Origin of the sequence: Gemmata algarum (assembly GCF_034097035.1) — a bacterium.
In the GTDB taxonomy this organism is placed as follows: domain Bacteria; phylum Planctomycetota; class Planctomycetia; order Gemmatales; family Gemmataceae; genus Gemmata; species Gemmata algarum.
Genome location: NZ_JAXBLV010000215.1, coordinates 1 through 25170 on the forward strand (window position 1 = coordinate 1; position 25170 = coordinate 25170).

Genomic DNA, 25170 nt, shown 5'->3' on the forward strand with positions numbered 1-25170 from the left:
ACAAGTTCGGAACGGCTGGAATTGGTATCAGTGCATCGAAGAAGCACGTCGGGATGAGAAACCAGTGGGCAGCAAAACGGTACGTGTTGGGGTAAACTGCCGTCGCTCGTACCCTGCGCGGCGCATGGAGGTGCTCCTGCCCGCGCTCGCCTTTGAGGAGGACGGTTCGTGTCTCTCACCCGCCGCGAGTTGCTTTGCGCCGCAGGCGCGCTTCCCTTCGTGTGCGGGGCCGCCGCGCCGAAGGTTCCACTCGGGTTCAGCCTGTACGGGATGAAGTCGGTCGCCCTTCCGGAGGCCCTCAAGGTGTGTCGCACCGTCGGTTACGACGGGGTCGAACTCGCTCTCATGCCCGGTTACCACGCCGAGCCGAAGGCCCTGTCCGCGAACGACCGCAAAGAACTCCGCGCCCGCCTCGCGGACCTCGGCCTTTCCGTTCACGGCCTGATGGAGAACCTTCAGGAGCCGGCGGCGGACCCGGCGCACAAAGCGAACCTCGAGCGCCTTAAAGCTGCGACGGAACTGGCACACTCTCTGGCCCCGGATGCGCCTCCGCCGATCGAAACGGTCCTGGGTGGCAAACCCGCCGAGTGGGATAAGGTCCGCGCGCAACTCGCGGAGCGGCTCGGGGCGTGGGCCGAACTCGGGCAGAGCACGCGCACCGTCATCGCGGTGAAGCCGCACGTCGCGAACGCCTTACACACGGTTGAAGGTGCCGTGTGGCTGATGAAACAGGTCAACAGCCCGTGGCTGCGGCTCGCGTTCGACTACAGCCACTTCGAGCTGCGCGGGCTGCCGCTCGAGCGGACCGGAGCGCTGCTCCCGTACACGGCATTCGTGCACGTCAAAGACGCGAAGGGTAAGCCGGAGAAGTTCGAGTTCCTGCTGCCGGGTGAGGGCACCACGGACTATTCCGCTCTGGCCAAACTTCTCACAACGGCTAAGTACGCAGGGCCGGTGGTCGTCGAAGTGAGCGGCCAAGTGAGTAACAAGCCCGGCTACGATGCCGCTTCGGCGGCGAAACGCAGTTTCGCCGCCATCGGCGCGGCGTTCGCGCGTGATCTGAAAAAGTGACACCCTGAGCCGCGCGCTTCTGGGGGCAGTCGGTTGTATGGTTGGGTGAGAACCACCCGACGCCCGGAGCGGCGATGTCACGAATCACCAAGCGCTGGCCCGAACCGGCCCACGCGCGCCCCGCATCCGTTGAACCCGCTCCCACCCCGCCCCCGCCGGACGAAACCCTGGAACGGGTGCCCGCGCGCACGCCCGCGGGCACGAACGCACAGCCACGTGCGCCGATCGCGTTTCCGGAATATGAGATTCTCGACGAACTCGGGCGCGGTGGTATGGGCGTTGTGTACAAGGCGCGCCACCGCGGACTGAACCGTCTCGTGGCGCTGAAGGTGATCCTGGGCGGGCCGCTGGCGCGCGACGAAGACAAGGCCCGGTTTCGCATCGAGGCCGAAGCCGGCGCCCGGCTGGATCACTCGAACATCGTGCAGGTGTACGACATCGGCGAGTGCTCCGGGTTCGCGTACATGGCCCTGGAACTGGTCGAGGGTGGGACGCTCCGGCAGTGGCAGGACGGGCGCCCGGTCGCGCCGCGGGACGTGGCCCGGCTGGCATCGGGTGTGGCCCGCGCGATCCACCACGCGCACGAGCGGGGCATCATTCACCGCGACCTGAAGCCCGCTAACATCCTGCTCGCACACGCCCCGGGTCCGGAACCCGAGCGGCGCAACGGAGCCGGCGGCGGGCGGCTTGGGGACGTGTGCCCCAAGGTGACCGACTTCGGGCTCGCGAAGGCTCTGGCCGGGGGCGCCGACCTGACCGGTACGGGGGTGCTCTGCGGAACCCCGAACTACATGGCGCCGGAGCAGATCGGCGGGGCGCGGCCCGGCCCGGGTGTAGACGTGTACGGGCTCGGGGTGGTGCTGTTCGAAATGCTCACGGGGCGCCCTCCGTTTGCCGGCGCGGACACCACGGACGTTTTGAACCAAGTTGTCCGTACCGCCGCCCCGGACGTGCGCCGGCTCGCGCCCCGCGCGCCCCGCGACCTGGCGGTGATCGTGGCCAAGTGCCTGGAGAAGGAGCCCGCCCGGCGGTACGCGACGGCGCGCGAGCTGGCGGACGACCTGGACCGCTATTTGAACGGCGAGCCGATCGCCGCGCGCCCGGTGGGGCCGGCGGGGCGGTCGTGGCGGTGGGGCCGGCGCAACCCGGTGGCCGCCGGGTTCCTGCTCGTGTCCACCGCCGGCTGCTTGCTCACTGGCGTGCTGGCGCTGGCCCTGCTGCACTCCCGCGACGAGGAGCGGGCGGCCCGCGACGTTGCCGACGCGGCGCGGCGCGAGGCGGAGCGCGCCCGGGACGAGCTGACGGGCGCGCTGGCCGCGGCGCAGGCCGCGCGGCGGGCGGCCGTCGAGCAGCACGAGCGGGCGGGCGCGGCCCAGCTCCAGTCCGAGGCCGACCTGCGCGTCGCGGGGCGGGTGATCTGCGACGCCGTCCGCGAACTGGCCCGCGAGCCGCGGTTCGCGGACGAGGAGCTGCGCGGCACCCGGCTCCTGTTGCTGGAGTCCGGCCGCGCGTTCCGCCGGTCGGTGATGGCCGGCCGCCGCGACTCGGAGGAGTGGCTCCAGTTGCTCGGGGACGTGTCGCACTGGCTCGGCTACCTGGAGTTCCGCAACGACAACTATGCCGGGGCGGCCATCGAGTACGGCGCGGCGGCCGAAGCGGCGGGCCAGTGGGCTCGACTGGACCCGGCGAGCCTGGGGGCGCGGGGCCGGCGGGCCGAATCGCTTCGGTGCGCGGCGGGCGCGCTGGCGACCCTCGAACGGCTCGACGAGGCCGAGGGCGCGTACCGCGAGGCCGCCGGGCTGATCGAGGGCGTGCTGGCGGAGCGGGCGCGGCTCCGGGACCCGGCCGAGGCCACCGACCGCCGGCGGGCGCGCGAGCTGTACGACCGGTGGGCCGCGCTGTGCCAGCACCGCGCCCGGCCGGCGGACCGCGAGTGGGCCGCGCGGAAGGCGCTGGAGCACGCCCGCGAACTGCCCACCGCCGGCCCCGACGCGGGGGAGCACCTGCGGCTGCTTCAGTTGGCGCACCAGGGCTACGCGCACGCGCTCGGCGCGCTCGGGCGGTGGGACGAGGGCGAGGAGCACCTGGCCGCCGCGCTCGAGGTGGCGGGGCGGCACCCGGTCGCGGGGCCGCCGGGTGCCCCGTACTCCCTGTACTCCCGGCCGCGCGTGGGCGCGCTGCTCGCCCTGGCCGAGTACCGGCACGCCCGCAACCACACGGCCCGCGCCGACGAAACGTTCGCCGACGTGATCGGCGGGCTGGAGCGGTCGTGCGCGGCCCAGCCGGCGGACGCGCCGGACCCCGCCCTGGGCGTCGAACTGGCCCGGGCCTGCGCGCGCCACGGGGACAGCCTGCGCGGGCGTGGGCGGGCGGTGGAGGCCGAGGCCCGCTACAACCAGGCCCTGCGGGCGCTCGTGCCGGTGCTGCGCCGCGCCCCGGGGTTCCGCGCCGCGCTCGACGCGGCGGCCGACGCCCGGGCGGCGCGCGCGGAGCTGTACGACTGCACCGGCCGGCACGCGCCGGCGGCGGCCGAGTGGGCGGCGCTCGCCGACGAGGACCCGCGGGCGCGGAACCGCCCCCAGTGGGAGCTGAACGCGATGCGCGCGGGGCTCCGCGCGGGCGCGTGGCGGGCCGCCTACGACACGGGCCTGCGCGCACTGGGGAAGCACCAGCCCGGGTGGGCGGCGGCCGAGCAGGCGCACGCCTGGTGTCTGGTCGTGAAGCAGATCGGGGCCGACCCGGCCCTTGCGCCCGATGACCGCGCGGTCGCGGCCCGGGAGGCGGCGGGCAACGCGGTCCGGTGCCTGGAGGCGGCGCGGGCGGCCGGGGAGTTCGAGCACCCGGCCCGTCTGGCGTGGTACGCGGAGCGGGCGGCGGACTTCGCCCCGGTCCGCGGCCGGTTCGACCCGAACCCGAGGTGACCCGGGCCGGTGCCGAGCCCGAGCCGTTTTGACGGGCGATCGTTCGTGGAGGTGCCGAGGGGCGAAAACCGGCTGGCGGTCCCGGCGGCGCGGGTTACAATCTCGCCACCTCCCCACTCCCGCGCCGGAGCGCCTCCGCATGACCCGTCCACTCGCCGCCCTCGTGGCTCTCGCACTCGCCGGCCCGCCCGTGCTCGCGCAAGCCGATTCGCCGGTTCCGGACACGGTGACGTTCGAGAAGGGCGTCGAGTACGCGAACCCGGACGGTCAGCACCTCCGGCTCAACGTCGCGCGGCCGAAGGGGGCCGGCCCGTTCCCGTGCGTGCTGTTCATCCACGGGGGCGGGTTCCGTGCCGGCTCCCGCGAGGGCTACAACGGCCAGATCGTCCGCCTCGCCGAGCGCGGTTACGTGGCCGTCACGGTGAGCTACCGGCTCGCGCCGAAGTACCCGTTCCCGGCCGCGGTCCACGACACCAAGGCCGCCGTCCGCTGGCTCCGCGCGAACGCCAAGACGTACGGCATCGACCCCGACCGGATCGGCGTCACCGGCGGGTCCGCGGGCGGTCACCTCGCGCAGTTCCTCGCGGTCACCGCGGACGTGAAGGAGTTCGAGGGGGACGGCGGCAACCCGACGTTCTCCAGCGCCGTGAGGTGCGTCGTGAACGTCTACGGCCCCAGCGACTTCACCAAGTCCTACGGCAAAAGCGTGGATGCCGCCGAGGTGCTGCCGCTGTTCCTCGGCGGGAACCTGGAGAAGGCCCGACCGCAGCACGTCCGGGCGAGCCCGCTCTACTGGGTGACCCCGAACGCGGCCCCGACGCTGTGCGTCCACGGCACTGAGGATAAGTACGTCCACGTCGAGCAGGCGGAATGGCTAGTGGAACGGCTGAAGGCCGCCGGGGTCGGGGCCGAACTGCTCAAGCTCGAAGGCGCCGGCCACGGGTTCAAAGGTAAGGACGCCGAGACCGCCGAGCGGGCGACGATCGCGTTCTTCGACAAACACCTCAAGCAGAAATAAGGTGGACGCGATGTCCGAGACGGGGAAAGTGGCCCTGGTGACCGGGGCCGGGTCCGGGATCGGCCGCGCGGTGGCGCTGGCCCTCTTGCGCGAGGGCTACCGGGTGGCGCTGGCCGGGCGCCGCGCGGACGCTCTCGCCGCGACCGCCGCCCTGGCCCCGGCCGGGGCGATCGCCTTAGCGGTTCCCGCCGACGTGACCGACCCGGCGGCTGTTCGTGCCCTCTTTGGGCGCACGCAAGAAGCATTCGGCCGGCTGGACGTGCTGTTCAACAACGCCGGGGCCGGTGCGCCCGCGGTGCCGCTCGAAGACCTCACGTTCGAGCAGTGGCGGGCGGTCGTTGACGTGAACCTGACCGGGGTGTTCCTCTGCACGCAGGAAGCGTTTCGGGTGATGAAGGCGCAGGCCCCGCGCGGCGGGCGGATCATCAACAACGGGTCCATTTCGGCGACCGCCCCGCGCCCCAACTCGGCGCCCTACACGGCCACCAAGCACGCCATCACGGGTCTGACGAAGTCCGCCGCGCTGGACGGCCGCAAGTACGACATCGCGTGCGGCCAGATCGACATCGGGAACGCCGCCACCGAGATGACCGCGCGCATGACCGAGGGGGTTCTCCAGGCGAACGGCACCGTGGCCCCGGAGCCGCGGATGGACGTGGAGCACGTCGCGCGGGCGGTCGTGTACATGGCGGGCCTGCCGCTCGACGCGAACGTACTGTTCATGACGGTGATGGCCACGCAGATGCCCCTCGTCGGTCGCGGGTAACAAAACGCGGTGACCGGGTTACGTGCCCCGCCGCGCCTTCTTCGCCGCGTTCGGTTCGGGTATCAACGTAGGTGAGAGAGTTGTTACCGGTGATACCTCTGCTCCGCCCAGTTGCGCGTTCCGGGCCAGGATCAACTTTTTCGGGGCCACCGCGCGGTAGCTTTCCTCGATCCATTCTTCCAGCAGGTCCGTCGGCACCTCGTCGCCGGGCCGAAACGTGCAGGTTACCCATCCGTGCCGGCCGAGCCCGTAGCCTGCCGGCGTCGCGTAGCGCTGCGTCAGTGCATAGGTGCCGGAATCGGGCAGCTTCATGCTGGTCCTGAACTGGTCGCCGAGGGCTGCCAGCGTAACGAAGATTTTGCCCCGCACTTTGATTGCCCGGTGCCCCCACGGGAACTCTTCGGTGGCCCCCGGAAAGCCGAGCGCGTGCGTCCGGAGTGCGGCCTCGGCTTCGGCGAATGGGTCTTGGTCCGGCATAGCTCGGCGCGCTCGTCTGTGGTAGATTGGCCCGTACCGGTGTTGTAACGTTAACGTCGTCCGAATCGACCGGCGGCCGTTACTCCGATACAATTCCGAGTCTGCCGGCTCGCGCACCGACCCGCACGCGCCGAACCGGTCGGTCCCGCCTCTCGCTGCCGAGGGACGCCATGCGCTTCGCTTTTGCACTCGCTCCACTGTTGGCCTGCGCCGCAACACTGGCCGCGGCCCCGCCGTCTTCGACCCCGTCTCCGAACCCGAAGGACCTCGTGGTCCCGGATACGGATCTGTCGAAGGCCCGCGATCTGGTGCGGAAGCTCGGCAGCGAGGTGTTTACCGAGCGCGAGGAGGCCGAGCACGACTTGAACGCGATGGGTCGGCTCGCCCGCAACGCCCTGCACGAGGGCGCGAACAGCGACCCGGACCCCGAAATCCGTGCCCGGTGCCGGCAACTCCTTCCGCGCGCCACCGCCATTGAGATGAAGGCCCGGCTCGACACGTTTCTGGCCGACGCCGACGGCCGGTACGAGCACGACCTGCCTGGCTGGACCCGGCTCCGCTCGACCGTCCGCGGCGAGTGGACGGCGTTCGGGTGGACGTTCAGTGCCCGGCCCCGGGGGGATAAGGCCGCCCGCGAGATGTTCGTGGAGTTCCTCAAGACCGCCGGCGGGCGGCGGCTGCTCACCGCGATCGGCACCGGAGAGAACCTCGGGCCGCTGGTGGCGGGCATGAAGAACGAACTGTACTACGCCCGGTTCCCGCGCGGCGGGGGCGTGAGCCGCGTCCCGAGTCAGATGGAGGTCGCGGCCGTCATGTTCGCGGACTCGCTCACCCGGCCGAGCGCGAACGTGCGGAACACGCTGTTCACCAGCGTCCTGACCACTTCCGGCATCGCCCAGGCCGCGCAAGGGTCGGACGATAAGGCGGCGGCGCTGCGGGCGGTGCTGAACGCCTGGATCGACACGCGCACGGACGCCTACGAGATGTACGCGGCTATGACCCTGGCGAACAGCAGTCAGAACCAGCCGGCGGCGTTACGGCTGGCGGTGCGGCTCTTGAGCGCGCCCGGCGTCCCCGGCTCGTACCGCGGTCAGGCGATGATGACGCTCGGCCGGTACCAGTCGAAGGAGCACCTGCCCGTGCTCGAGCGGCTCATCGGCGACGAAGGGATCGTTACCACAATGAGCACCAACGTGAACGGCGTGGTGACGCGGTACACCATTACCGTGGGGGACTTGGCCCTGGTGGCGGCGGTTCAACTCACCGGTCAGAAGATTGAAGCGTACCACATTCAGGACCGACTCAAGGGGAGCGCGGCCACGTCGATCAGCTACACCCGGTTCCACATTCCCGAGGAGAGCCGCAAAGAGGCCGCGACGAAGTACGGGTGGTGGCGCCTCAAGGAATCGCTGACGGCCGCGAAATAGTTAACCGTGCCGCGGTCCGGTCGTCTTTGTCACGGGGCGCCGTCAGGCGGGCGCTTTTCTGATTGGCGCGGCATCCCGGATACGCCATCTTTAATTGGGTCACGCGCGGCGCGCCACCGGGGCGCCCCTTGGTCCGGCGAGGGCAACTCATGATTCAGCTTCGTGCGGCTCTGTTCGCGTGTGCGGCGCTGGTCGCGGCTCCGGCCCTGGGTGCGTCTCCGGACCCGAAGGACCTTGCCGTCGCGCCGGAAGAGCTGTCCAAGGCACGTGAGCTGGTCCGCCGACTGGGTAGCGAGAGCTACCGGGACCGCGAGGAGGCCACGAACGCGCTCGCGAAAATGGGGCGCCTCGCCCGGCAGGTGCTGGCCGAGGCCGCGAGCGCCGAGACCGATCCCGAGATCCGAACCCGGGCGCTGCGGTTGCTCCCCAAATCCGAGGCCGACGACCTCCAGGCCCGGATTGAAACCTTCCTCGCCGATAAGGACAGCAAGTTCGAGCACAACCTGCCGGGGCTGAAAACGTTCCGCGCCACGCTGGGGACCTCCGCGGGGGCACGCGCGCTGTACGTCGATATCCTGAAGTCGCCGTACAACCTCGACATGCTGGCGGCGATGGACCGCGGCCCCGTCGAGGGCGGGCGGGCGGTATCGGACCGTCGGAACACGCTTTACAGCGACATGATTCAGCGAAACGTCGGGCGCGTCAGTGCCCGCACGACCCCGCCGAAGCAGCCCGCGCTCGCGGACATCGCGGCCGTGCTGCTCGCGGAGACGGTGATCCCTTACGATGCCATTCCGAAGGCAACGATCCAGTGGCAGCAGGTGAGCGGGGTGCTGCTGTTCAACCAAAATGCCTCGATCATGGCGATCAACGGGTCCGGCGCGCACGCGGACGTGTACAAGGTGCTGGCCGGCCGCTGGCTCGCCACCCGCAACGACCCGCAGGACCTGTCGCAGCTCGTCTACCAGCTCGGCAACGGCAACCTGCGGAACTTCCCCGAAACGCTCCCGCTGCTCCGCCGCATCGTCGTTCAGGACAACGTGCAAGGGTACGCGAAGGGGCAGGCGCTGAACTTCCTGGTGCAGCAGCGGGGAAAAGAAGAGGCGGCGTTTCTGAAAGCGGTCATGCGGAACGAGGTGCGGGTCGGCGACTACCCGGAGGCGTTCAAGAAGGGCGAGAACCCGGACAAGCTGGTGTCCGTGGGCGCCGAAACAATGGTGACGCAGGTCTGGTTCCAGCGGAACCTGAACGGCGGCGCCGCCGACATCCACACGGTGACGGTACGGGACGTGGCCTTCGCGTTTACGATCACCCAGGCCGGCCTGAATATGAAGGATTTCGGGTTCGAGACCGCCCCGCACCAGAGCTTCACCCCGACCCCGGCCGGGTTCGGGCAGTACGCCTTCACCTCGGAGGAGAAGCGCCAGAGCGCGTTCGTGAAGTTCGGGTGGTGGCAGATGAAAGAGGGGATCAAGAAGCGAGGGGTTATCCTGCCGAGCCTTCGCGATCGTTAACGGCCGGTCGTTGGACACTCGGGCCGCGCGCTCGGAATCGGGCGCTCGGCCCGTTTCAGTTCGGTCGCTCGCTGCCGCCGTAGGCGCCGGTGGGGGGCGGCCGGTCCGGTGACGCCGCCGGCAGCGCCGCGGGGGGCATTCGGTCCTCGCGGGGCAAAGTCGGTGGCAGCGCCGGTTGCCGCGGCCCGCAAGGTTCACAGGGCACACAGCAGCGGAAGCACCGGCAGCACCCGGTCCCTTGGACCAGCACCACAGTCACCACGAGCAGCACCAACGCGCGGGGGCGCATCTCCGTTTCCTCCTGCGAGAGCCGCAGGTCGCATACCCTGCCGCCTCGCTCCGGACAAGACGGACTCCGGGCGCGGTCGGCGATTGCCTCTTGCCGCGTTCGGGTGGATAATGGAAGAACAAGTCTGTCGTTCTCGACCCCGCTGCGGGACCAACGAACATGGCGATCGAGTTCAACTGCCCGCACTGCCAGCACGCTTACCGGCTCAAGGACGAACTGGCCGGTAAGACCGCGACCTGCAAGACCTGCCGCAACAAGATCACCATCCCGCAGCCGGTGACCGTTCCGGAGGGGCCGCCCCGGATGTCGGCCGAGGAGGCCGCCGAGGCCGAGGCGAGGGCACTCGCGGCCCTCGCCGACGAACAGGCGCAGGCCGAAAACGACCCGGCCGAACAAGTGATTCCGGTCGAGTGCCAGCACTGCAACCACAAGTGGACCGAACCGCTCGCCCGGGCCGGCAAGAACGCGCTCTGCCCCGAGTGCCGCCAGCGGATCAAGATTCCTGAGCCCACACAGGACCAACTCACGGACTGGCGGCAGCAGCACACGAAGCGGCCGAGCCTCGCGAAGCCCGCGTTCGAGAAGCCCGCGGACGCGATGGACATGGGCGATGTCCAGATCGTGACCGGCGGGTCGCTGAAGCAGGCCGGGGCGGACGGGATCGAGTACGAGCCGCGGTCGATCAAGCGGATGGCGATGTTCGGGTTCGTGATCCTCGCGCTCGTCGGCGGGAGCCTGTACGGCGTCGTGTCGCTGTTCCGCAGCCGGGGCGTGGCGCAGGAAGACAAGCTGATGCAGAAGAGCCTGGAGGAGTTCGGCCAGACGGTCGGCTCGCTCCCGGCGAGCGAGGCCCCGGCTGAGGTCCAACTGCTCGGCGCGGTACTCTCGATCGCGGCCGGCGAGCACGCCGTGCGGCACAACGAACCGAAAAAGCTGCAAGAGGCGATCGAACACTTCGCCAAGGCCCGCGACGCGGTCCGGAAGGCCCCGCCGTCTTCCGTTCGGTACGCGGTGGCCGCGGAACTGGCCGTCGCCACGCTGCTGCTCGCCGGCGAAGAACAGCAGATCAGCGAGCAGCTCCGCATCCGGTGGACGCCGGAGTCCGCCATCCGGCCGCGGCTCAACGAGCGCGTTTACACCGTTCACGAGGAGCTGCGGCTCACGCTCGCGCTGCTCCAGGGGGCCGAGTTCGATTTCAAAAACCACCTCGCCCGGCGGCTCGCCCGCGGCCTCGCGCAACGGGGACAGGCCGCGCTGGCCGTGGACCTCATCCCGCTGACGTTGTTCGCCCCCTTCGAACAGGATGAAGGGCGGGCGCTCGTTGCGCTTGAAGTGTACCGGCTCGACAAGGGCTCGCCCCTTGTGCGGAAGGTGATAGACGAACTGAAGGCCCGCGGCACGGTTCTGATGCAAGGGACGCCGACGCCGTCGAGCGCCCAGACGCTGTTCCTGGCGCTCGACGGAGATAAGCCGCGGCAGTTCATCCAGCCGCCGGCGACCGACCCGGTGTCCGACGCCTCCCGGCTCGCCTACGCGGGCAAACACCTGCTCGACGGCCAGCCCGAAGAGGCGCTGAAACTGGCCCAGCGCCGCGGCACCCCCGACGGCCAAGTGCGGGCGCTGGTGCTCTGTGCGGACTGGTCCGCCGACCCCGGCCCGGCCCTTGATGTCGCGCTCGGGCTGGTGACTGCGAACAAGGCCAACAAGGCGTTCGGGTACTCGGTCCTGCGCCTGACGCAGATCGCGGCGGAAAAGGGGCGGCCCGATCAGGCCAAGGAGCTGGCGAAGTTGATCGGCGACGACGGGCTCCAGGCCTGGGCGCAAGGCTCGGCGGTGGCGTTCCGGTCCGCCGCGTCGAAGGAGCGGGCCGACGACAGTTGGGCCGAACTGCCCGCCGCCGACAAGATGCCGAAGGACCTGCGGGCCGGGCACGTCTGGGGGCGGCTGTGGGCCGCGCGGCACAACACCCGGCTCTCGCACAACCAGAGCGCCGAGGTGAAGGCCGTGAGCGCGTGGCCCACGGCGGTCGGCCCGTTCGGCCGCGCCGGGATCGCACTCGGGCTCCAGGACCAGTAGCGTGTGGCCGTTCGCCTCGGTCGGCACGTTGGCCGTGTGGGAGTTGCGCCGGCTGGCCCGGCGCGGTCAGGCCATGCGCGTCCGGCTGGTGCTACTTTACGCCCTGTTCCTCACGTTCCTGGGGCTGACGGCCTATTCGTTTTACCCGCTCCCCGTGCATCGCATTTTCCTGTCCCGGCTGCCGCCGCTCTCGCTGCGCGAGTGTGCGGAGTTCGCGAGCACTTTCGCGCTGTTCACCCTCGAAGCGCAACTGATCGCTGTCGTGGCGGTGACCCCGGCGCTGGCCGCTTCGGCGGTCGCAGAGGAGAAGGACCGACAAACGCTCCCCCTGCTGCTCATCACGCTGATGAGCGACCGCGAGATCGTGTTCGGGAAGGCGGCCGGGCGCATCACGTTCGTACTGGCGGCGGTGCTGGCGGGGGTGCCGGTGCTAATGATCACGGTGCTGTTCGGCGGCGTTGATGTGCGGCTCCTGGGCGCGGGTTACGCTCTGACCGCCGGCACGGTGGTGCTATGCGGCGCGATCGGCGTTGGGGCCGCGTGCCGCGCGCCCGACTTGCGGTCCGCGGTCGTCGGCGCTTACGGGCGGGTCGTGGTACTGGTGTGCGGCGTGTTCGTGCCGCCGTGTTTGTTAGCGACGCCGTTCGGCGTACTGGGGCTGGCTTCCCGGTTCCGGCTTTCTGACACCGATTTCGTGCTGCTCGCGGTGGGGTACCCGCTGCTCCAGGTGCTGATCGGGTTCGCGCTGCTGGTCCGGGCGGCGCGGGCGCTGCGGCTCCGCGAGGCGACGGCCGGCCCGCCACCGGTGACCACGTACCCGCCGCCGCCACGGCCGGCCGAACCGCCCCTCATCCGGCCCGAAGACGAGGTGCCGCCGGACCTCCCGCCGCTCGATCCGGCCGATCCGGTGCTGTGGAAAGAACGGTGTGTGGGCTGGCGCCCGACGTGGACCTTGCCGCTGGCCTCAAAGGTGCTGCGGGGCCTCGCGGCCGTGCTCGCGCTACTGTGCCTGCTGGGGGGCACCTGGGCGCAGGTCGATCGGTTGGTGCGTGGCCTCAACACGGGCGACGCGTCCCGGTCTCGAACGCTGTCGGCCGTTGAGGGCGGGTGGCTGCTGATGGCCGCCGGGGTTCTGGCGGCCGGGCGGTACCTCCTCCCGGTGGCGGTCGGGGTGAGCGGGGCGGTGGCGGGGGAGCGGTTCCGGGCCACACTGGATTCGCTCCTCGCCGCCCCGCTCGACCGGCGGGCCGTGCTGCGGTCGAAGGTTCAGGCGCACGCGGAACGCGGGAGCGGGTTTGTGGCGGTCGCGGTGGCCGCCGTGGGTATGGCGTTCATCGCCGACCAGGGGGTGCGGGTCGGGGTGGCCGCGGCGGTACTGTCCGCATCCGGGATCCTGTTCGTCATCGCGCTCGGGGCGTGGCTAACGGTTCGCTGCGCGGCGGACGTGCGGGCGTTCCGGCTGCTGCTGCCGGTCGCCCTGTTGGCGGCGGGCTGGCCGGCGGCCGTGTGGAACGCTGCCCGGAGCGAACTGGCGATCTCTCAGGAGGATCTGTTTCGCGGGCTGCTGGCCGCTGCCGCCGTCTGTGTTTTAACCGCCGCTGCGTTGTGGTGGCGCGCGGGCCGCGATCTCGTCCGCGGCGTCTGATTGCAGGCGATCCCAGGGCGTGAGCTTCGGATGTGTCTGAATGTGATGTGCCGGCCGAGTTTCTGTCACCGGCCTAGTAGAGGCCGGTGACAGAAGAAAACTATTCTCTCTCCAACCGCATTCGGTTTTGCTCACGTTTCCATGAGGAGCCGGAGCGGGTCGCTGAAGAGCTGTGCGAGCCGCACCGTGAACCGGCACCCGTCGGCGCCGTCGATGACCCGGTGGTCGTAGGTGAGGCTCAGCGGCATCATCAGCCGGGCGACGATCTGGCCGTCCTTTACGATCGGTTGCATCGCAGACTTCGACAGCCCCAGGATGGCGACCTCCGGGTAGTTCACGATGGGCGTGAACGCGGTCCCGCCGATCCCGCCGAGGTTGGTGATCGTGAAGGTGCCGCCGCGCATCTCGTCGATGCTCAGCTTGTTGTCGCGCGCCTTGACCGCGAGGGCCGAAACCTCTGCGGCGAGGTCGCGGATGCTCTTCTTGTCGGCGTCGCGGATCACCGGCACCACCAGCCCGCGCTCGGTGTCGACCGCGATGCCGATGTGGAAGTACTTCTTGAGGATCAGCTTCCCGGCGTTCATGTCGTAGGAGCTGTTGAACCGCGGGAACTCCTTGAGCGCCGCGACGCACGCCTTGATGGCGAGCACCGTCATCGTGATCTTGGAGGCGCCCTTCGGGAGCTGGTCCACGAACCGCTTGCGGCCCGCTTCGAGGTCCGTGATGTCGGCCAGCTCGTGCTGGGTCACCATCGGCATGGTGCGCCAGCCGGCGGTGAGGTTCTTCGCGATCGTCTGGCGGATCGTTGCGACATCCGCGACTTCGACCGCGCCGTACTTCGAGAAGTCCGGCAGCGGCGGGAGCGCGTACTTGTTGACGACGACCGCGTCGGCCGCGAGCGCCCCGCCCGCGCTGCCGCTCTCCTTGGCGCGGGTGCGCTCGCCTTTGACGAAGCCCTTGAGGTCGTCGAGGGTGACGCGCCCGCCGCGGGCGGTGCCCTTCACCTCGGCGAGCGCGACACCCAGCTCGCGGGCGAGTTTACGGGTGGCCGGCCCGGCCGGAATAATGGTCTTGGTGGCGCCATTGCTGCTGGCGGATGCGGCGTGCGTCGGTTGTGGTTGCGGCGAGCGGGGGGCGTCCGCCCCCCGAGTCTGGGGCTGCGGTTGGGCGGGGGACGCCGACGGCTTCGGCTGTGGCGCCGCGGGTGCGGCCCCGCCCTTGAGGGAGAGGAGCTGGCCGCCGATGCTGACCTTGTCGCCGGGCTTGACGTGGACCGCTTCGACGGTACCGTCGGCTTCGGCGGCCACTTCCATCGCGGCCTTGTCCGTTTCGATCGCGACGACGTTCTGGCCCGCTTTCACGACGTCGCCGGCTTTGACGAACACCGCGGTGATGATCCCACCCTCAATGCCCTCGCCGAGCGGCGGGAGCGCGAACGTGCTTGCCGCGCCGCTAGTCGGAGCGGGTTCGGCTTTCGGAGCCGTTTCGGATTTCGCTTCCGGCGCGGGCTTCGCTTCCGGTTTGGCTTCCGGCTTCGGCTCGGCGTTCGCACCGCCGCCGCCGAACTTCAGGAGCGGGGCGCCGATTTGCACCTTGTCGCCGGGCTTCACCAAAACGGCTTCCACCGTGCCGTCGGACTCGGCGTTAACCTCCATCGACGCCTTGTCGGTCTCGACGGACAGGACCGGCTGGTTGGCGGCGACCTTGTCGCCGGGTTTCACCAGCACGGCGGTGACGATCCCGCCCTCAATGCCCTCGCCCAAGTTCGGCAGACGAAAGTCCATATGTGGCTCTCTAATGCTTGCTTCGCGTGCTGTCGAAGGTTGGAAACTCGAAGGTCGTAAAGTCGGGGGTGGGAACGCGACTTTACGACCTTCGAGTTAACGGCTTGTGACCCGGAAAATCAGACCGTCCACGGGTGCGGGCTGTCGGGACTGATGCCCAACTCGGCGACCGCCTTCTTGACGGTGCCGGGGTCGAGTTGGCCCTGCTGGAACAGCGAGTAGAGCGCCGCGACCACCACGTTTTCCGCGTCCACCTCGAAAAACCGGCGGAGCGCCTTGCGGGTCTCCGAGCGGCCGAACCCGTCGGTACCCAGCGCCAGCAGCCGGCCGTTGAGGTACGGCGCCACGGTTTCGGGCAGCGCCCGCATGTAGTCGCTGGTGGCGACGATCGGCCCCTTGGTGTTCCCGAGCACTTGAGTCACGTGCGGCGTCTTCTTCGTCGTGTCCGGGTGCAGGCGGTTGTGGCGCTCGCACTCGATCGCGTCCTTGCGGAGCATCTGATAGCTGGTGGCGCTGTACACGGTGCTGGCGACGCCGTACTTCTCGGCCAGAATGCCTTGCGCCCGCAGCGCCTCGTTGAGGATCACTCCGCTGCCGAGCAACTGCACCTCGAGCTTCGCGCCCTCGGGCCGCACCGTCTTCACCGGGTATAGCCCCTTGATGATGCCGTCGCGGACCTCTTCGCCCGGCATCGCGGGCATGTCGTAGCTCTCGTTGTAAACGGTGAGGTAGTAGAAGCACTCCTCGCCGCGCACGTACATCGCGTTGATGCCCTCCTCGACGATCACCGCGAGCTCGTAGGCGAACGCGGGGTCGTAGGTGCGGCACGTGGGGATGGTCATGGCTACGAGGTGACTGTGCCCGTCCTCGTGCTGGAGCCCCTCGCCGTTGATGGTGGTGCGGCCGGCGGTGGCGCCCATCAGGAACCCGCGGCACCGGGCGTCGGCGGCGGCCCAGGCGAGGTCGCCGATCCGCTGGAATCCGAACATTGAGTAGTAGATGTAGAACGGGATGGTGTTCACCCCGTGCGTGCTGTACGCGGTGCCGGCCGCGATCCAGCTCGCCATGCTCCCGGCCTCGTTAATCCCCTCCTGGAGGATCTGGCCGGTCTTCGACTCGCGGTACTCGGACAGCGACCCTTTATCGACCGGGGTGTAGGTCTGCCCGACGCTCGAGTACATGCCGAACGTCTTGTACATCGGCGGCATGCCGAACGTCTGGCCCTCGTCGGGCACGATCGGTACCAGCAGCGGGCCGACGTTCGCGTCGCGGCAGAGCTGGGTCATCAGGTTGACCCAGGCCAGCGTTGTGGACTGGCCCTTGCCCGCGATCGTGGCGGCGTACAGCCGCTCGAAGTTCTTCCGCTCGGGCGGCCGGCACGGCACGAACTGGTTGTTGCGGAACGGCTGCGGCCCGCCGAGCGCGGCCCGGCGCGCCTGCACGTACTTGGCTTCGGCGCTGTCGGCCGACGGCCGGTAGAACGGGATGTGTTCCAGTTCCTCGTCGGAAATGGCCGGCAGCTCGAACCGCTCACGGAACTGGCGGAGCGCGGCGAGCATCTGCCGCTTCGCCTTCTCCTCCGGCTTCATGTCGGGCACGGCCTCGACCTGCACCGTCAGCTTCTTGAGCTGGTGCGTGGTGAACTTGCCCTGGCCGCCGTCGCCGGGGATGCCGTAGCCCTTGACCGTCTTCACGAGGATGACGGTCGGTTGCCCCTTGTGCTCGGTCGCGGCCTTGTACGCCGCGAACACCTTGAGCGGGTCGTGGCCGCCGCGCTTCAGAGCGGCCACCTGCTTGTTCGAGAGGTGTTCGACCAGGGCCTTCAGCTCCGGCGTGTTGAAGAACGTGTCGCGGATGTACTGGCCGCGGCGCTCGGCGTCCTCTTCCTCGCTGATGAGCCGCCCGGTTTTCACCTCGTCGGGCGTCCGCATGTCGCGGCCGACATAGTTGCAGTACTCGCCGTCCACCACCTCCATCATGCGGCGCGACAGCGCCCCGGTGTGGTCGTTCTTGAGCAGCTCGTCCCAGTCGGTGCCCCACACCACCTTGATGACGTTCCACCCGGCGCCGCGGAAGATGCCCTCGAGCTCCTGGATGATCTTCGAGTTGCCGCGCACCGGCCCGTCGAGGCGCTGCAAGTTGCAGTTGATGACCCAGGTGAGGTTATCCAGTTTCTCGCGGCCCGCGAGGCTGATGGACCCGAGCGATTCGGGCTCGTCGCACTCGCCGTCGCCGAGGAACGCCCAGACGCGGGCCTTATCGGTTTGGGCCAGCCCGCGGTCGCGCAGGTACCGGTTGTACCGCGCGTGGTAGATGCTCATGATGGGGCCGAGGCCCATCGACACCGTCGGGTACTGCCAGAAGTCCGGCATCAGCCACGGGTGCGGGTAGCTCGAGATCCCGCCGCCCGGCTGGAGCTCCTGGCGGAAGTTCGTGAGCTTGAGCTCGTCGAGCCGCCCCTCGACGAAGGCCCGCGAGTACATCCCGGGGCTGGCGTGGCCCTGGAAGAACACCACGTCGCCGGGGTGGTCCGCCGACTTCCCGTGGAAGAAGTGGTTGAAGCCGACTTCGTAGAGGGTGGCCGCCGACGCGAATGTGGAGATGTGACCGCCGACGTTCGTGTTCTTGTTCGCCTTGAGCACCATCGCCATCGCGTTCCAGCGGACGATGCTCTTGATCCTCCGCTCGACCGCCCGGTCGCCGGGGAATTGGGGCTGGTTCTCGACGGGGATGGTGTTGACGTAGGGCGTCGTGACCCCGCCGGGCATTTTGGCCCCGCCGCGCTCGGTCGCGGCGATCAGCGTTTCGAGCAGGAACTTGGCCCGCTCCGGGCCGCCGTGCTTGAGCACGGCCTCAATCGCGTCGAGCCATTCGGCGGTTTCCTGCGGGTCCACGTCGTCGGGGAGTCGAGCGCTGGTGTGTGCCAACACGTCGGGGGTGACGAGCATCGACAACGTCCTCGTGAGCGGGCAGATGGCAGGGCAGGAACCGCGAGTGGCTCGGCTCTTCTAGCAAGGTTAGGATAGGTGGGTCCTTCCGCGTCGTCTATACGACCAGACGCCGCCCGAGACCGGGAGCCACGCATGCGCTTGTTGCCCATTATACCCCTCACTCTCGGCGCGCTCGTGACGCTGGCCCGGGCGGAACCGTCACCGCGTTCGGCACCGGTTCCGACCGCGGTGACGTTCGCCAGGGCCGGCGCGTCGCTGGGAGAGGTCGGCGGGGAACTGTCCAAGCAGTCCGGGGTGCCGATCGCGGTAGCCCCAGCGCTGCTCAAGATCAAGTGCGGTGCCACGTTTGACAAGGCGCCGTTCTGGTCCGCGCTGCAACAGAGCGCCGACACGTCGGGCGCGCGGATCGTGGTGCGTGAGGGCGGGGCGCGGGTGGAGTTGCAGCCGCGCGGCGGCTCGAAAGAGGTTGTTGCCACGAGCGGCCCGTTCCGGGTGGTCGCGCAAGGGGTCACCGGCCGCGCGCTGCTCGACGCGGGCGCCACGTTCCACGAGGTGACACTGTTGGTCCACTGGGAACCGCGGCTGAAGGTCTACCGGATCGACACCACGCCGCGCGTCCGCGCGTTGACGGACGACCGGGGCTCGAAGCTGCGGGACGCGGGCGGGTCGGCGCAAGTGCTCCCGTCCGGTGCGACGGCGGAGATGAAAGTGCGGATCGAGGGCGTGCCGCGTAAGGCCGAGCGCCTGACCGCGCTCGCGGGGGCGTTCCACGCGACCGTTGCCGAGCGGTTGCTGGAGTTCAAGTTTGAGGCGCCCGGCGGAACGCTGCCGCCGCCGCAGAAGTTGGGCGGCGTGACCGGCGCGCTCAAGAAGCTTCAAAAGAAAGGCAACACTTGGGAGGTCGTGCTGGAGCTCGATTACCCGCCCGGGGTGCCGGTGTTTCAGAGCTTCGAGGGCCAACCGTGGCTCCGTGACAACCGGTTGCGGCTCCGATCACCGGACGGGAACTTCGTAACCATCGACGAGTACGAGATCCCGCAGCCGGACCAGACGAGCCCGCTGCGGGTGATCCATCGGTTCGACGAGAACGCGAAGGCGGGGTTCGGTAACCCGACCGGGAAAGGGTGGGCGCTCGTGTACGAAACGCCGGCACCCCTCGCCGATGTGGCGGTGCCGTTCGAACTCAAAGACATCCCTCTGCCGTAGTCGGTGGGGGGCGCATGTTCGGGTTCGGAGCGCGTACCGATTTTAACCGTGGCTTCTGTTTTGCGACGCGGGTGGAACTTGGCGGGGCAAACACGCCGGTCGGACCGCCGGAACCGCCTGTGGCGCCAGTAAATTCGGCCCGAACTACTTGACAGACGGGGCCGTACCCAGAATGATTTCCCATAAATCGATCGGCTCGTGCACGCCGCTGCGCGTCCCGTGCCCCCGTTCTAAACTCCCCGCAAAGGGTGACCGTCATGGCGTCGCAACCGTCCCGTAAGCGCCGGCTCGAAGTCGAAGACATCGGGGACATCGCGGTCGTCAACTTCGTCGATAAGAAGATCTTGGACGAGCAGAACATCCAAATGATCGGCGACGATTTGTTCCGGCTCGTCGACGAGCTGGGCCGTCGCAAAGTGCTGCTCAACTTCGGGAACGTCGAGTTCATGTCCTCGGCGGCCCTGGGCAAGCTCATCACGTTGCACCGCAAGCTGCAAGCGGTGCAGGGTAAGTTGGTGCTGTGCAAGATCGCCAAAGACATTCTGGACGTGTTCAAGATCACGAAGCTGGACAAGATCCTGACGATCTACCCGGACGAGCAGGCCGGGCTTCAGGGGTTCTGAGCCGCGCCCGTTCGCCACGTAATGGGGCCGGGCGAGTCCGGCCCCTCCTTCGTTTCGCCGGTTCCGGCACCCGAGCATGAGCGCGACCAGCACCGCTATCGAACTGTCGATTCCGAGCGACCTGGCGGAGGCCCGGCGCGTTCAGGAATTGATCGAGGGCGCGCTCCAGTCCGCGGGGTACACGCAACACGACACCTTCGCCATCAAGCTGGCGCTGGAAGAAGCGCTGGTCAACGCGATCAAGCACGGGAACCAGTTGGACCCCGACAAGCGGGTGTTCATTGTGTTCAACGTGACCGCCGAGCGGTTCGACATCCGCATCACCGACGAGGGGCCGGGGTTCAACCCCGATGACGTTCCGGACCCGACGGCCATCGAGAACCTGGAACGGCCGTGCGGCCGCGGGCTGCTCTTGATGCGCGGGTTCATGACGGAGGTCGAGTACCACGGCCGCGGGAACGTGGTTCGCATGGCGAAGGTTCGTGAGGTTCCCGCCTGATTTGCTCCTACGCCGTTTGAAGCAGGTCGTCCCATCCGGTCGCTTCGAGCATGCGATCCGCGATCCGTTCCAACCGGCTCAGGTCCGAAATCGCGCTTAAGCCGTTCGCCGCAGCCCCCGTCGGCGGTCCGAACTTTTTGGTTCCTTGGCGGATGAGCAGACTGTGGGCGGTTTCCAGACGCCCTTCCGTCAGCCCTCGCTCCCGCCCTTCGCGGATGAGCGCTTGGTAGGTGGTCGAGTCTTCCAGCAACATGCCCAGCCTCCGGTACATTTCCGCGACCTGCTCGTGTTCGTACCGCAGGCCGCACAGCACAAAAGACGATCCGAGTACGCTTGTGGTGGTGGTCGCGTCCGCACCGCTGTTGAGCAGGTACCGATTGAACCGGTCGAACGCGCTTTCAAGGTTCGCGCCGGCCTCGTCGGTGAGCAGCGCGAGCGGGGCCAAGCCGATGCCACCCCGGAGCCAGTACGCCACGTCACGCTCCCAAACGCGCTCGACGCGGTACCGGAACTGTGCGATCACCCCGCCGTTCACGCCGGTCCGTGTGTAGAGGCCGTTCTGGTCGCTGGCCAGCGCCTTCGGGCGCAACACGGCCAGCACCGTCTCAACGGGTAAGTCGTGCAGGTGGTCGATGAGCGTATTGTACCGCAGGAGTTCGCGGGGCACACCGAGGCGGTGGTTCGCTTCCAGTTCCAGATGCAGGAGAGCAGGCTTCGGGCCGTTGATGCGGAACAGCCGGTCCGCTTGCAGCGTGGTGGCGAGGTCCGTGTCGAGTGAGTCCCACGGCCCCGACGGGATGCCGGTGAGGTGCGCGAAGTATCCGGCCCAGTCGCCCGGGCGCAAGTCGATCAGCGAGTTGAGCGTCGCGTCGAACGGTTTCGCCATGCCGGTTCGCTCCGGCCCGATTGTAATCGGTGGTGGGCGACAGGTTCAACCGGAAGAACGGCCCGCGCTTCGGCGCGCGGTGCTGACTTCGCTGATTCCCATCCGCGGCACAGTCCGATAAACTTCTGTGCGGCCCCGTTACGTTTCGACGCCGGACTTCCGACCCCCGACCGGGCGATGCCATGTCCCGCATGATGCAGCAGTACCACGACGCGAAGAGCCAGCACCCGGGCATGATCGTCCTGTTCCGCAACGGCGACTTCTACGAGCTGTTCGAGGACGACGCGGAACTGGGGGCGCGGGTGCTCGGCATCACGCTCACCAAGCGCGACGGCTCGATCCCAATGGCCGGGGTGCCGGTCCATAAGCTCGAGCACTACTTGGGGATGCTGCTGCGGGCCGGGCACCGCGTGGCGGTGTGCGAGCAGATGGAGGACCCGGACCCCAAGAAGAAGATCATCCACCGGGAGGTGAACCGAATCGTCACCCCCGGCACGGTGACCGACGACGGGCTGCTCGACCCTCGCGCGCCCAACCACCTCGTCGCCATCGCGCCCGGGAAGCCCGGGTTCTTTGGTCTCGCGTGGGTCGATCTCTCCACCGGCCATTTCGCGGCCACCGATGTTCCGGTGCCGCGCCTTCAAGACGAACTGTCCCGGCTGAGTGCCGTCGAGTGCCTGTACGCCGAGGGGCTGACCAACACCGTCTCGCAGGCCGCCGGCGCGTACTTGCCGAAGAGTCGCGTGTCGCGCCCGGACTGGACGTTCGACCCCGCGACGGCGCTGGCGGCGCTCAAAACGCACTTCGCGGTCGGCACGCTCACCGGCTTCGGGTTCGACGACGCGCAGACGTGCCTCGTCGCCGCCGGCGCGGTGGTCATTTACCTCCAGGAGACGCTCAAGGCCAGTCTGCAGCACATCCGCCGGCTGCGGCCGCACCGCCCCGACGCGCTGCTCACCCTCGACGAGGTGACCCGGCGCAGTTTGGAGCTGACCCGGACCCTGCGCGACAACCAGCGCGACGGGTCGCTGCTCTCGGTGCTCGACCGGACCGTCACCCCGATGGGCGCCCGGCTCCTGCACGACAGCGTCCTGGCCCCCCTCACGGACGTGGCTGCGATCGGCGCCCGACTCGACGCGGTGGAAGAACTTCTGAAGGATCACGCCCTCCGGCAGTCCGTGCGCGACCAGCTCGACGCGTGCTCCGACATGCAGCGGCTCACCACGCGCGTATCCACCGCGAAAGCGGGGCCGCGCGACCTGGCCGCGATCGCTCGCACCCTGCGCCACCTGCCCGCGGTGAAGGCGAAGCTCACGGGCCGGCGGTCCAGGCTCCTCCAGGACCTCGAAAAGCGGCTCGAACTGTGCCCGGACATCCGCGAGTTGCTGGACAAGGCGATCGAGGACGACCCGCCGCATATCGCCAAAGAGGGCGGCGTGATCCGCCCTGGGTTCAGCGCCGAACTCGACGAGCTTCGCGCCCTCACCACCGACGGGAAGAACTGGATCGCCCGCTACCAGGCGCAGGAGATCACACGCACGGGCATCGGCAGCCTGAAGGTCGGCTACAACGAGATCGACGGCTACTACCTCGAAATCACCAACGCGAACGAGACCAAGACGCCGCCGGAGTACAAGCACCAGAAGACGCTCAAGAACGCGAAGCGGTACTACACGCCGGCGCTGCGTGAGTACGAGGAAAAGGTCGTCACCGCTCAGGACAAGAGCAAGGCGCTGGAGCTCCAACTCTTTGTGACGCTGCGGGACCAGGTCGCGGCTCAGACGCCGCGCCTGCTGAACACCGCAGAAGTGCTCGCGGCGCTCGACATGCTGGCGGCCCTGGCGGAACTGGCGGCGGCTCGGAACTACGTGCGCCCGGCACTCGTGGAGGAGGCCGTTCTCGACATCCGCGACGGCCGGCACCCGGTTCTGGACCAACTCCTGCCGCCCGGCACGTTCGTCCCGAACGATGTGGTGTTCGGCCCCGACGACGGAGCGTTTTGGCTCGTCACCGGGCCGAACATGGCCGGCAAATCGACGTTCCTGCGCCAGGCGGCCCTCATTACCTTGATGGCGCATGTCGGGAGCTTCGTGCCCGCGAAGAGCGCGAAAGTGGGGCTGACGGACCGCATCTTCACCCGCGTCGGCGCGAGCGACGAGTTGAGCCGCGGGCAGTCCACGTTCATGGTGGAGATGACCGAGGCCGCCAACATCCTGAACAACGCGACGGCGCGGAGCTTGGTCATCCTCGACGAGATCGGCCGCGGGACGAGCACCTACGACGGCGTCTCGCTGGCGTGGGCGATGACCGAATACCTGCACGACACGCTGGGGTGCAGGACGCTGTTCGCGACGCACTACCACGAACTGGCTCAGCTCGCGGCGACGCTGCCCCGCCTCCGGAACTACAACGTGCTGGTCCGCGAGCTGGACGAGGAGATCGTCTTTCTGCACAAGATCGCGCCGGGGAACGCGGAGCGCAGCTACGGCATCCACGTCGCGCGGCTGGCGGGGGTCCCGGGGAGCGTCCTCGCCCGCGCGACCGCGGTGCTCGGGACGCTGGAGAAGGGGCACGACCTGTCGAACGTACCGGCGGCGCCCGTCGCCGTGCCCGATGTGACGAGACCTATCCCCCTACCGACCCCGGCGACACCGCCGCGGGTCGAGCCGCCGAAGCCGAAGATCGTTCAGCCGCCCGAGGCGCCGAGGCGCAAGTCCAAACCCCAAGCGGCGACCGGCCCGAGCCTGTTCGGGGACGGCGACGACGTGCCGTTCTGATCAACGCCGCGAGCAACGGATTAGCGCCCGGTTGTGGTTGACGACGATGGCACCGACATCACACAATGCCGCTTCGACACGATCCTGTGTTCGGAGGGTGGCCCGTGCGCGTTTCTCTGCTCCCACTGGTTGTGCTTACAGTGGCGCCAGCCTTCGCGGGAGATAAACCCGAACCGAAGTACGAGGGGAAGCCGCTCGCCTACTGGGTGGCGCAATTTCAAAAGGGCGATACGGCCGAACAACGGGCGCCCGCGGCGGAAGCTCTCAAGGCGTTCGGCCCGGACGCCGCCCCAGCCCTGCCCACGTTCATTGAAATGCTCGCCGACCGCTCCCCGGCTTACCGCTCACAAGTGCTCGTCATCGTGGCGGCCATTGGCCCCGCCGCCAAGGCCGCCCGTCCAGCGGTCCTCAATGCCTTGAGGTCCAAGCCCGCGTTCGACTTTGGTCACGATCGCTTTGCCCTGAACGCCCTGCTCGCCATCAGCCCCGAGCCGAAGGATGTCGTTTCTGCTCTCGCACCGTTGCTCGAAGACCAGCGGCTCGGTGGTGGGGTGTACGAACAACTTTGCGCGATCGGCCCACCGGCCAAGGACGCGCTTCCGGCGCTGCGGCGCTACGTACTGAGCAAGGTCGCCGAGGGCATCACCGAACCCGTGTGGACGCTGGCCAGCGTGGGGCCGGACGTGGTTCCGCTCTTACTGGAACTGCTGGAAGCTCATCAGGGACGGTCACGCTACGAGGCGCTCAGGTGTCTGGAGGCGCTCGGGCCGAAGGCAGCGTCGGCGGGGCCGGCCCTCCAGAAATTGCTGGCGCACCACGACCCGCACACACGTTATCGCGCGGCAGTGTTACTGTGGGCGTGTAACAACAGTTCGGATGGGGTGCCGGTGCTCGCCGAACTACTAACGCAACTTCCCACACGGGTTGAGAAGGAGCGGTATACCGTATCGCGCCACTTCTCCGCCCACGACGCGGTGCAGACCCTGAGTGAGATCGGCCCGAAGGCACGCGCCGCATTGCCTGAACTCCGGCGACTGGTCAGCACCGGTTTCGCGGTCGGGATCGTTGCGGGGGTCGGCCTTTCCTCGCCCGAGGGCGCCCGTGCGCTGGCAACGAACTACCGGGTAAACTCAGACGGGAGCCTAACCCCTCGCACACCGTACCACGAACTCATGGAACTTGGCCGTGCCGCGGACGCGGCCATTGCTAAGATCGAGCAGAAACCGAATCCGTAGTCCGG

General features: G+C 68.8%; 18 protein-coding genes. 13 read left to right on the top strand and 5 right to left on the bottom strand.

Going from position 1 to position 25170, the window contains the following annotated elements; genetic code table 11:
• The first annotated feature begins 168 nt into the window (after positions 1–168).
• The 4 genes from R5W23_RS25615 to R5W23_RS25630 all read left to right on the top strand — a co-directional run bounded on the left by R5W23_RS25615 (position 169) and on the right by R5W23_RS25630 (position 5776).
• A complete protein-coding gene (locus tag R5W23_RS25615; protein WP_320688808.1) occupies positions 169–1071 on the top strand; it encodes a sugar phosphate isomerase/epimerase family protein in 903 nt (300 codons plus the stop codon).
• Between the two features lie 74 nt (positions 1072–1145).
• Entirely contained in the window at positions 1146–3992 is a 2847-nt protein-coding gene (locus R5W23_RS25620) for a serine/threonine-protein kinase (protein WP_320688809.1), read from the top strand.
• A 139-nt stretch (positions 3993–4131) separates the two neighbouring features.
• Positions 4132–5010 (top strand): alpha/beta hydrolase, encoded by an 879-nt coding sequence (locus R5W23_RS25625; protein ID WP_320688810.1) that lies wholly within the window; start codon positions 4132–4134, stop codon positions 5008–5010.
• 10 nt (positions 5011–5020) lie between these two features.
• Positions 5021–5776 (top strand): SDR family oxidoreductase, encoded by a 756-nt coding sequence (locus tag R5W23_RS25630; RefSeq protein ID WP_320688812.1) that lies wholly within the window; start codon positions 5021–5023, stop codon positions 5774–5776.
• Positions 5777–5794: 18 nt separating this feature from the next.
• Here R5W23_RS25630 and R5W23_RS25635 read toward each other — a convergent pair whose 3' ends face one another.
• Positions 5795–6253, bottom strand: coding sequence for an MmcQ/YjbR family DNA-binding protein (locus R5W23_RS25635; RefSeq protein ID WP_320688813.1), 459 nt, complete (start codon positions 6251–6253; stop codon positions 5795–5797).
• A 170-nt stretch (positions 6254–6423) separates the two neighbouring features.
• On the opposite strand from R5W23_RS25635, the gene R5W23_RS25640 reads away from it, so the two are divergent.
• Both R5W23_RS25640 and R5W23_RS25645 read left to right on the top strand, forming a co-directional pair.
• On the top strand, positions 6424–7680 hold the full coding sequence (locus tag R5W23_RS25640) for a hypothetical protein (RefSeq protein ID WP_320688814.1): 1257 nt from the start codon (positions 6424–6426) through the stop codon (positions 7678–7680).
• Between the two features lie 149 nt (positions 7681–7829).
• Positions 7830–9194, top strand: coding sequence for a hypothetical protein (locus tag R5W23_RS25645; protein WP_320688815.1), 1365 nt, complete (start codon positions 7830–7832; stop codon positions 9192–9194).
• A 55-nt stretch (positions 9195–9249) separates the two neighbouring features.
• Here the strand turns inward: R5W23_RS25645 and R5W23_RS25650 are convergent, their stop codons facing one another.
• Positions 9250–9483 (bottom strand): hypothetical protein, encoded by a 234-nt coding sequence (locus tag R5W23_RS25650; protein ID WP_320688816.1) that lies wholly within the window; start codon positions 9481–9483, stop codon positions 9250–9252.
• A 159-nt stretch (positions 9484–9642) separates the two neighbouring features.
• Here R5W23_RS25650 and R5W23_RS25655 point away from each other — a divergent pair, with 159 nt between their 5' ends.
• Positions 9643–11559, top strand: coding sequence for a hypothetical protein (locus R5W23_RS25655; RefSeq protein ID WP_320688817.1), 1917 nt, complete (start codon positions 9643–9645; stop codon positions 11557–11559).
• 1 nt (position 11560) lies between these two features.
• Positions 11561–13204 carry an ABC transporter permease gene (locus R5W23_RS25660; protein WP_320688818.1) on the top strand — a complete coding sequence of 548 codons (1644 nt, stop codon included), beginning with the start codon at positions 11561–11563 and terminating at the stop codon, positions 13202–13204.
• A gap of 131 nt (positions 13205–13335) precedes the next feature.
• Here R5W23_RS25660 and R5W23_RS25665 read toward each other — a convergent pair whose 3' ends face one another.
• Positions 13336–14988 (bottom strand): 2-oxo acid dehydrogenase subunit E2, encoded by a 1653-nt coding sequence (locus R5W23_RS25665; RefSeq protein WP_320688819.1) that lies wholly within the window; start codon positions 14986–14988, stop codon positions 13336–13338.
• A gap of 119 nt (positions 14989–15107) precedes the next feature.
• Positions 15108–17936, bottom strand: a complete 2829-nt coding sequence (gene aceE, locus R5W23_RS25670) for a pyruvate dehydrogenase (acetyl-transferring), homodimeric type (RefSeq protein WP_320688820.1) — start codon at positions 17934–17936, stop codon at positions 15108–15110.
• A 135-nt stretch (positions 17937–18071) separates the two neighbouring features.
• Between aceE and R5W23_RS25675 the strand changes: the two genes are divergently transcribed.
• The 3 genes from R5W23_RS25675 to R5W23_RS25685 all read left to right on the top strand — a co-directional run bounded on the left by R5W23_RS25675 (position 18072) and on the right by R5W23_RS25685 (position 20267).
• Positions 18072–19145, top strand: coding sequence for a hypothetical protein (locus R5W23_RS25675; protein ID WP_320688821.1), 1074 nt, complete (start codon positions 18072–18074; stop codon positions 19143–19145).
• Positions 19146–19402: 257 nt separating this feature from the next.
• A complete protein-coding gene (locus R5W23_RS25680; RefSeq protein ID WP_010043054.1) occupies positions 19403–19768 on the top strand; it encodes an STAS domain-containing protein in 366 nt (121 codons plus the stop codon).
• Positions 19769–19844: 76 nt separating this feature from the next.
• A complete protein-coding gene (locus tag R5W23_RS25685; protein WP_261187450.1) occupies positions 19845–20267 on the top strand; it encodes an ATP-binding protein in 423 nt (140 codons plus the stop codon).
• A 7-nt stretch (positions 20268–20274) separates the two neighbouring features.
• On the opposite strand, the gene R5W23_RS25690 is transcribed toward R5W23_RS25685, so the two are convergent.
• Positions 20275–21153 carry an RpnC/YadD family protein gene (locus R5W23_RS25690; RefSeq protein ID WP_320688822.1) on the bottom strand — a complete coding sequence of 293 codons (879 nt, stop codon included), beginning with the start codon at positions 21151–21153 and terminating at the stop codon, positions 20275–20277.
• A gap of 182 nt (positions 21154–21335) precedes the next feature.
• Here R5W23_RS25690 and mutS point away from each other — a divergent pair, with 182 nt between their 5' ends.
• The gene (mutS, locus tag R5W23_RS25695) at positions 21336–23930 is read left to right on the top strand and encodes a DNA mismatch repair protein MutS (protein WP_320688823.1); all 2595 of its coding nucleotides are present in this window, start codon (positions 21336–21338) and stop codon (positions 23928–23930) included.
• A gap of 104 nt (positions 23931–24034) precedes the next feature.
• Positions 24035–25165 (top strand): HEAT repeat domain-containing protein, encoded by a 1131-nt coding sequence (locus R5W23_RS25700; RefSeq protein ID WP_320688824.1) that lies wholly within the window; start codon positions 24035–24037, stop codon positions 25163–25165.
• Positions 25166–25170: the final 5 nt, after the last annotated feature.

Coding starts and splice junctions, on each gene's coding strand:
- R5W23_RS25620 (WP_320688809.1), top strand. CDS start 1,146: ATGTCACGAATCACCAAGCGCTGGCCCGAACCGGCCCACGCGCGCCCC.
- R5W23_RS25625 (WP_320688810.1), top strand. CDS start 4,132: ATGACCCGTCCACTCGCCGCCCTCGTGGCTCTCGCACTCGCCGGCCCG.
- R5W23_RS25630 (WP_320688812.1), top strand. CDS start 5,021: ATGTCCGAGACGGGGAAAGTGGCCCTGGTGACCGGGGCCGGGTCCGGG.
- R5W23_RS25635 (WP_320688813.1), bottom strand. CDS start 6,253: ATGCCGGACCAAGACCCATTCGCCGAAGCCGAGGCCGCACTCCGGACG.
- R5W23_RS25640 (WP_320688814.1), top strand. CDS start 6,424: ATGCGCTTCGCTTTTGCACTCGCTCCACTGTTGGCCTGCGCCGCAACA.
- R5W23_RS25645 (WP_320688815.1), top strand. CDS start 7,830: ATGATTCAGCTTCGTGCGGCTCTGTTCGCGTGTGCGGCGCTGGTCGCG.
- R5W23_RS25650 (WP_320688816.1), bottom strand. CDS start 9,483: ATGCGCCCCCGCGCGTTGGTGCTGCTCGTGGTGACTGTGGTGCTGGTC.
- R5W23_RS25655 (WP_320688817.1), top strand. CDS start 9,643: ATGGCGATCGAGTTCAACTGCCCGCACTGCCAGCACGCTTACCGGCTC.
- R5W23_RS25665 (WP_320688819.1), bottom strand. CDS start 14,988: ATGGACTTTCGTCTGCCGAACTTGGGCGAGGGCATTGAGGGCGGGATC.
- aceE (WP_320688820.1), bottom strand. CDS start 17,936: ATGCTCGTCACCCCCGACGTGTTGGCACACACCAGCGCTCGACTCCCC.
- R5W23_RS25675 (WP_320688821.1), top strand. CDS start 18,072: ATGCGCTTGTTGCCCATTATACCCCTCACTCTCGGCGCGCTCGTGACG.
- R5W23_RS25680 (WP_010043054.1), top strand. CDS start 19,403: ATGGCGTCGCAACCGTCCCGTAAGCGCCGGCTCGAAGTCGAAGACATC.
- R5W23_RS25685 (WP_261187450.1), top strand. CDS start 19,845: ATGAGCGCGACCAGCACCGCTATCGAACTGTCGATTCCGAGCGACCTG.
- R5W23_RS25690 (WP_320688822.1), bottom strand. CDS start 21,153: ATGGCGAAACCGTTCGACGCGACGCTCAACTCGCTGATCGACTTGCGC.
- mutS (WP_320688823.1), top strand. CDS start 21,336: ATGTCCCGCATGATGCAGCAGTACCACGACGCGAAGAGCCAGCACCCG.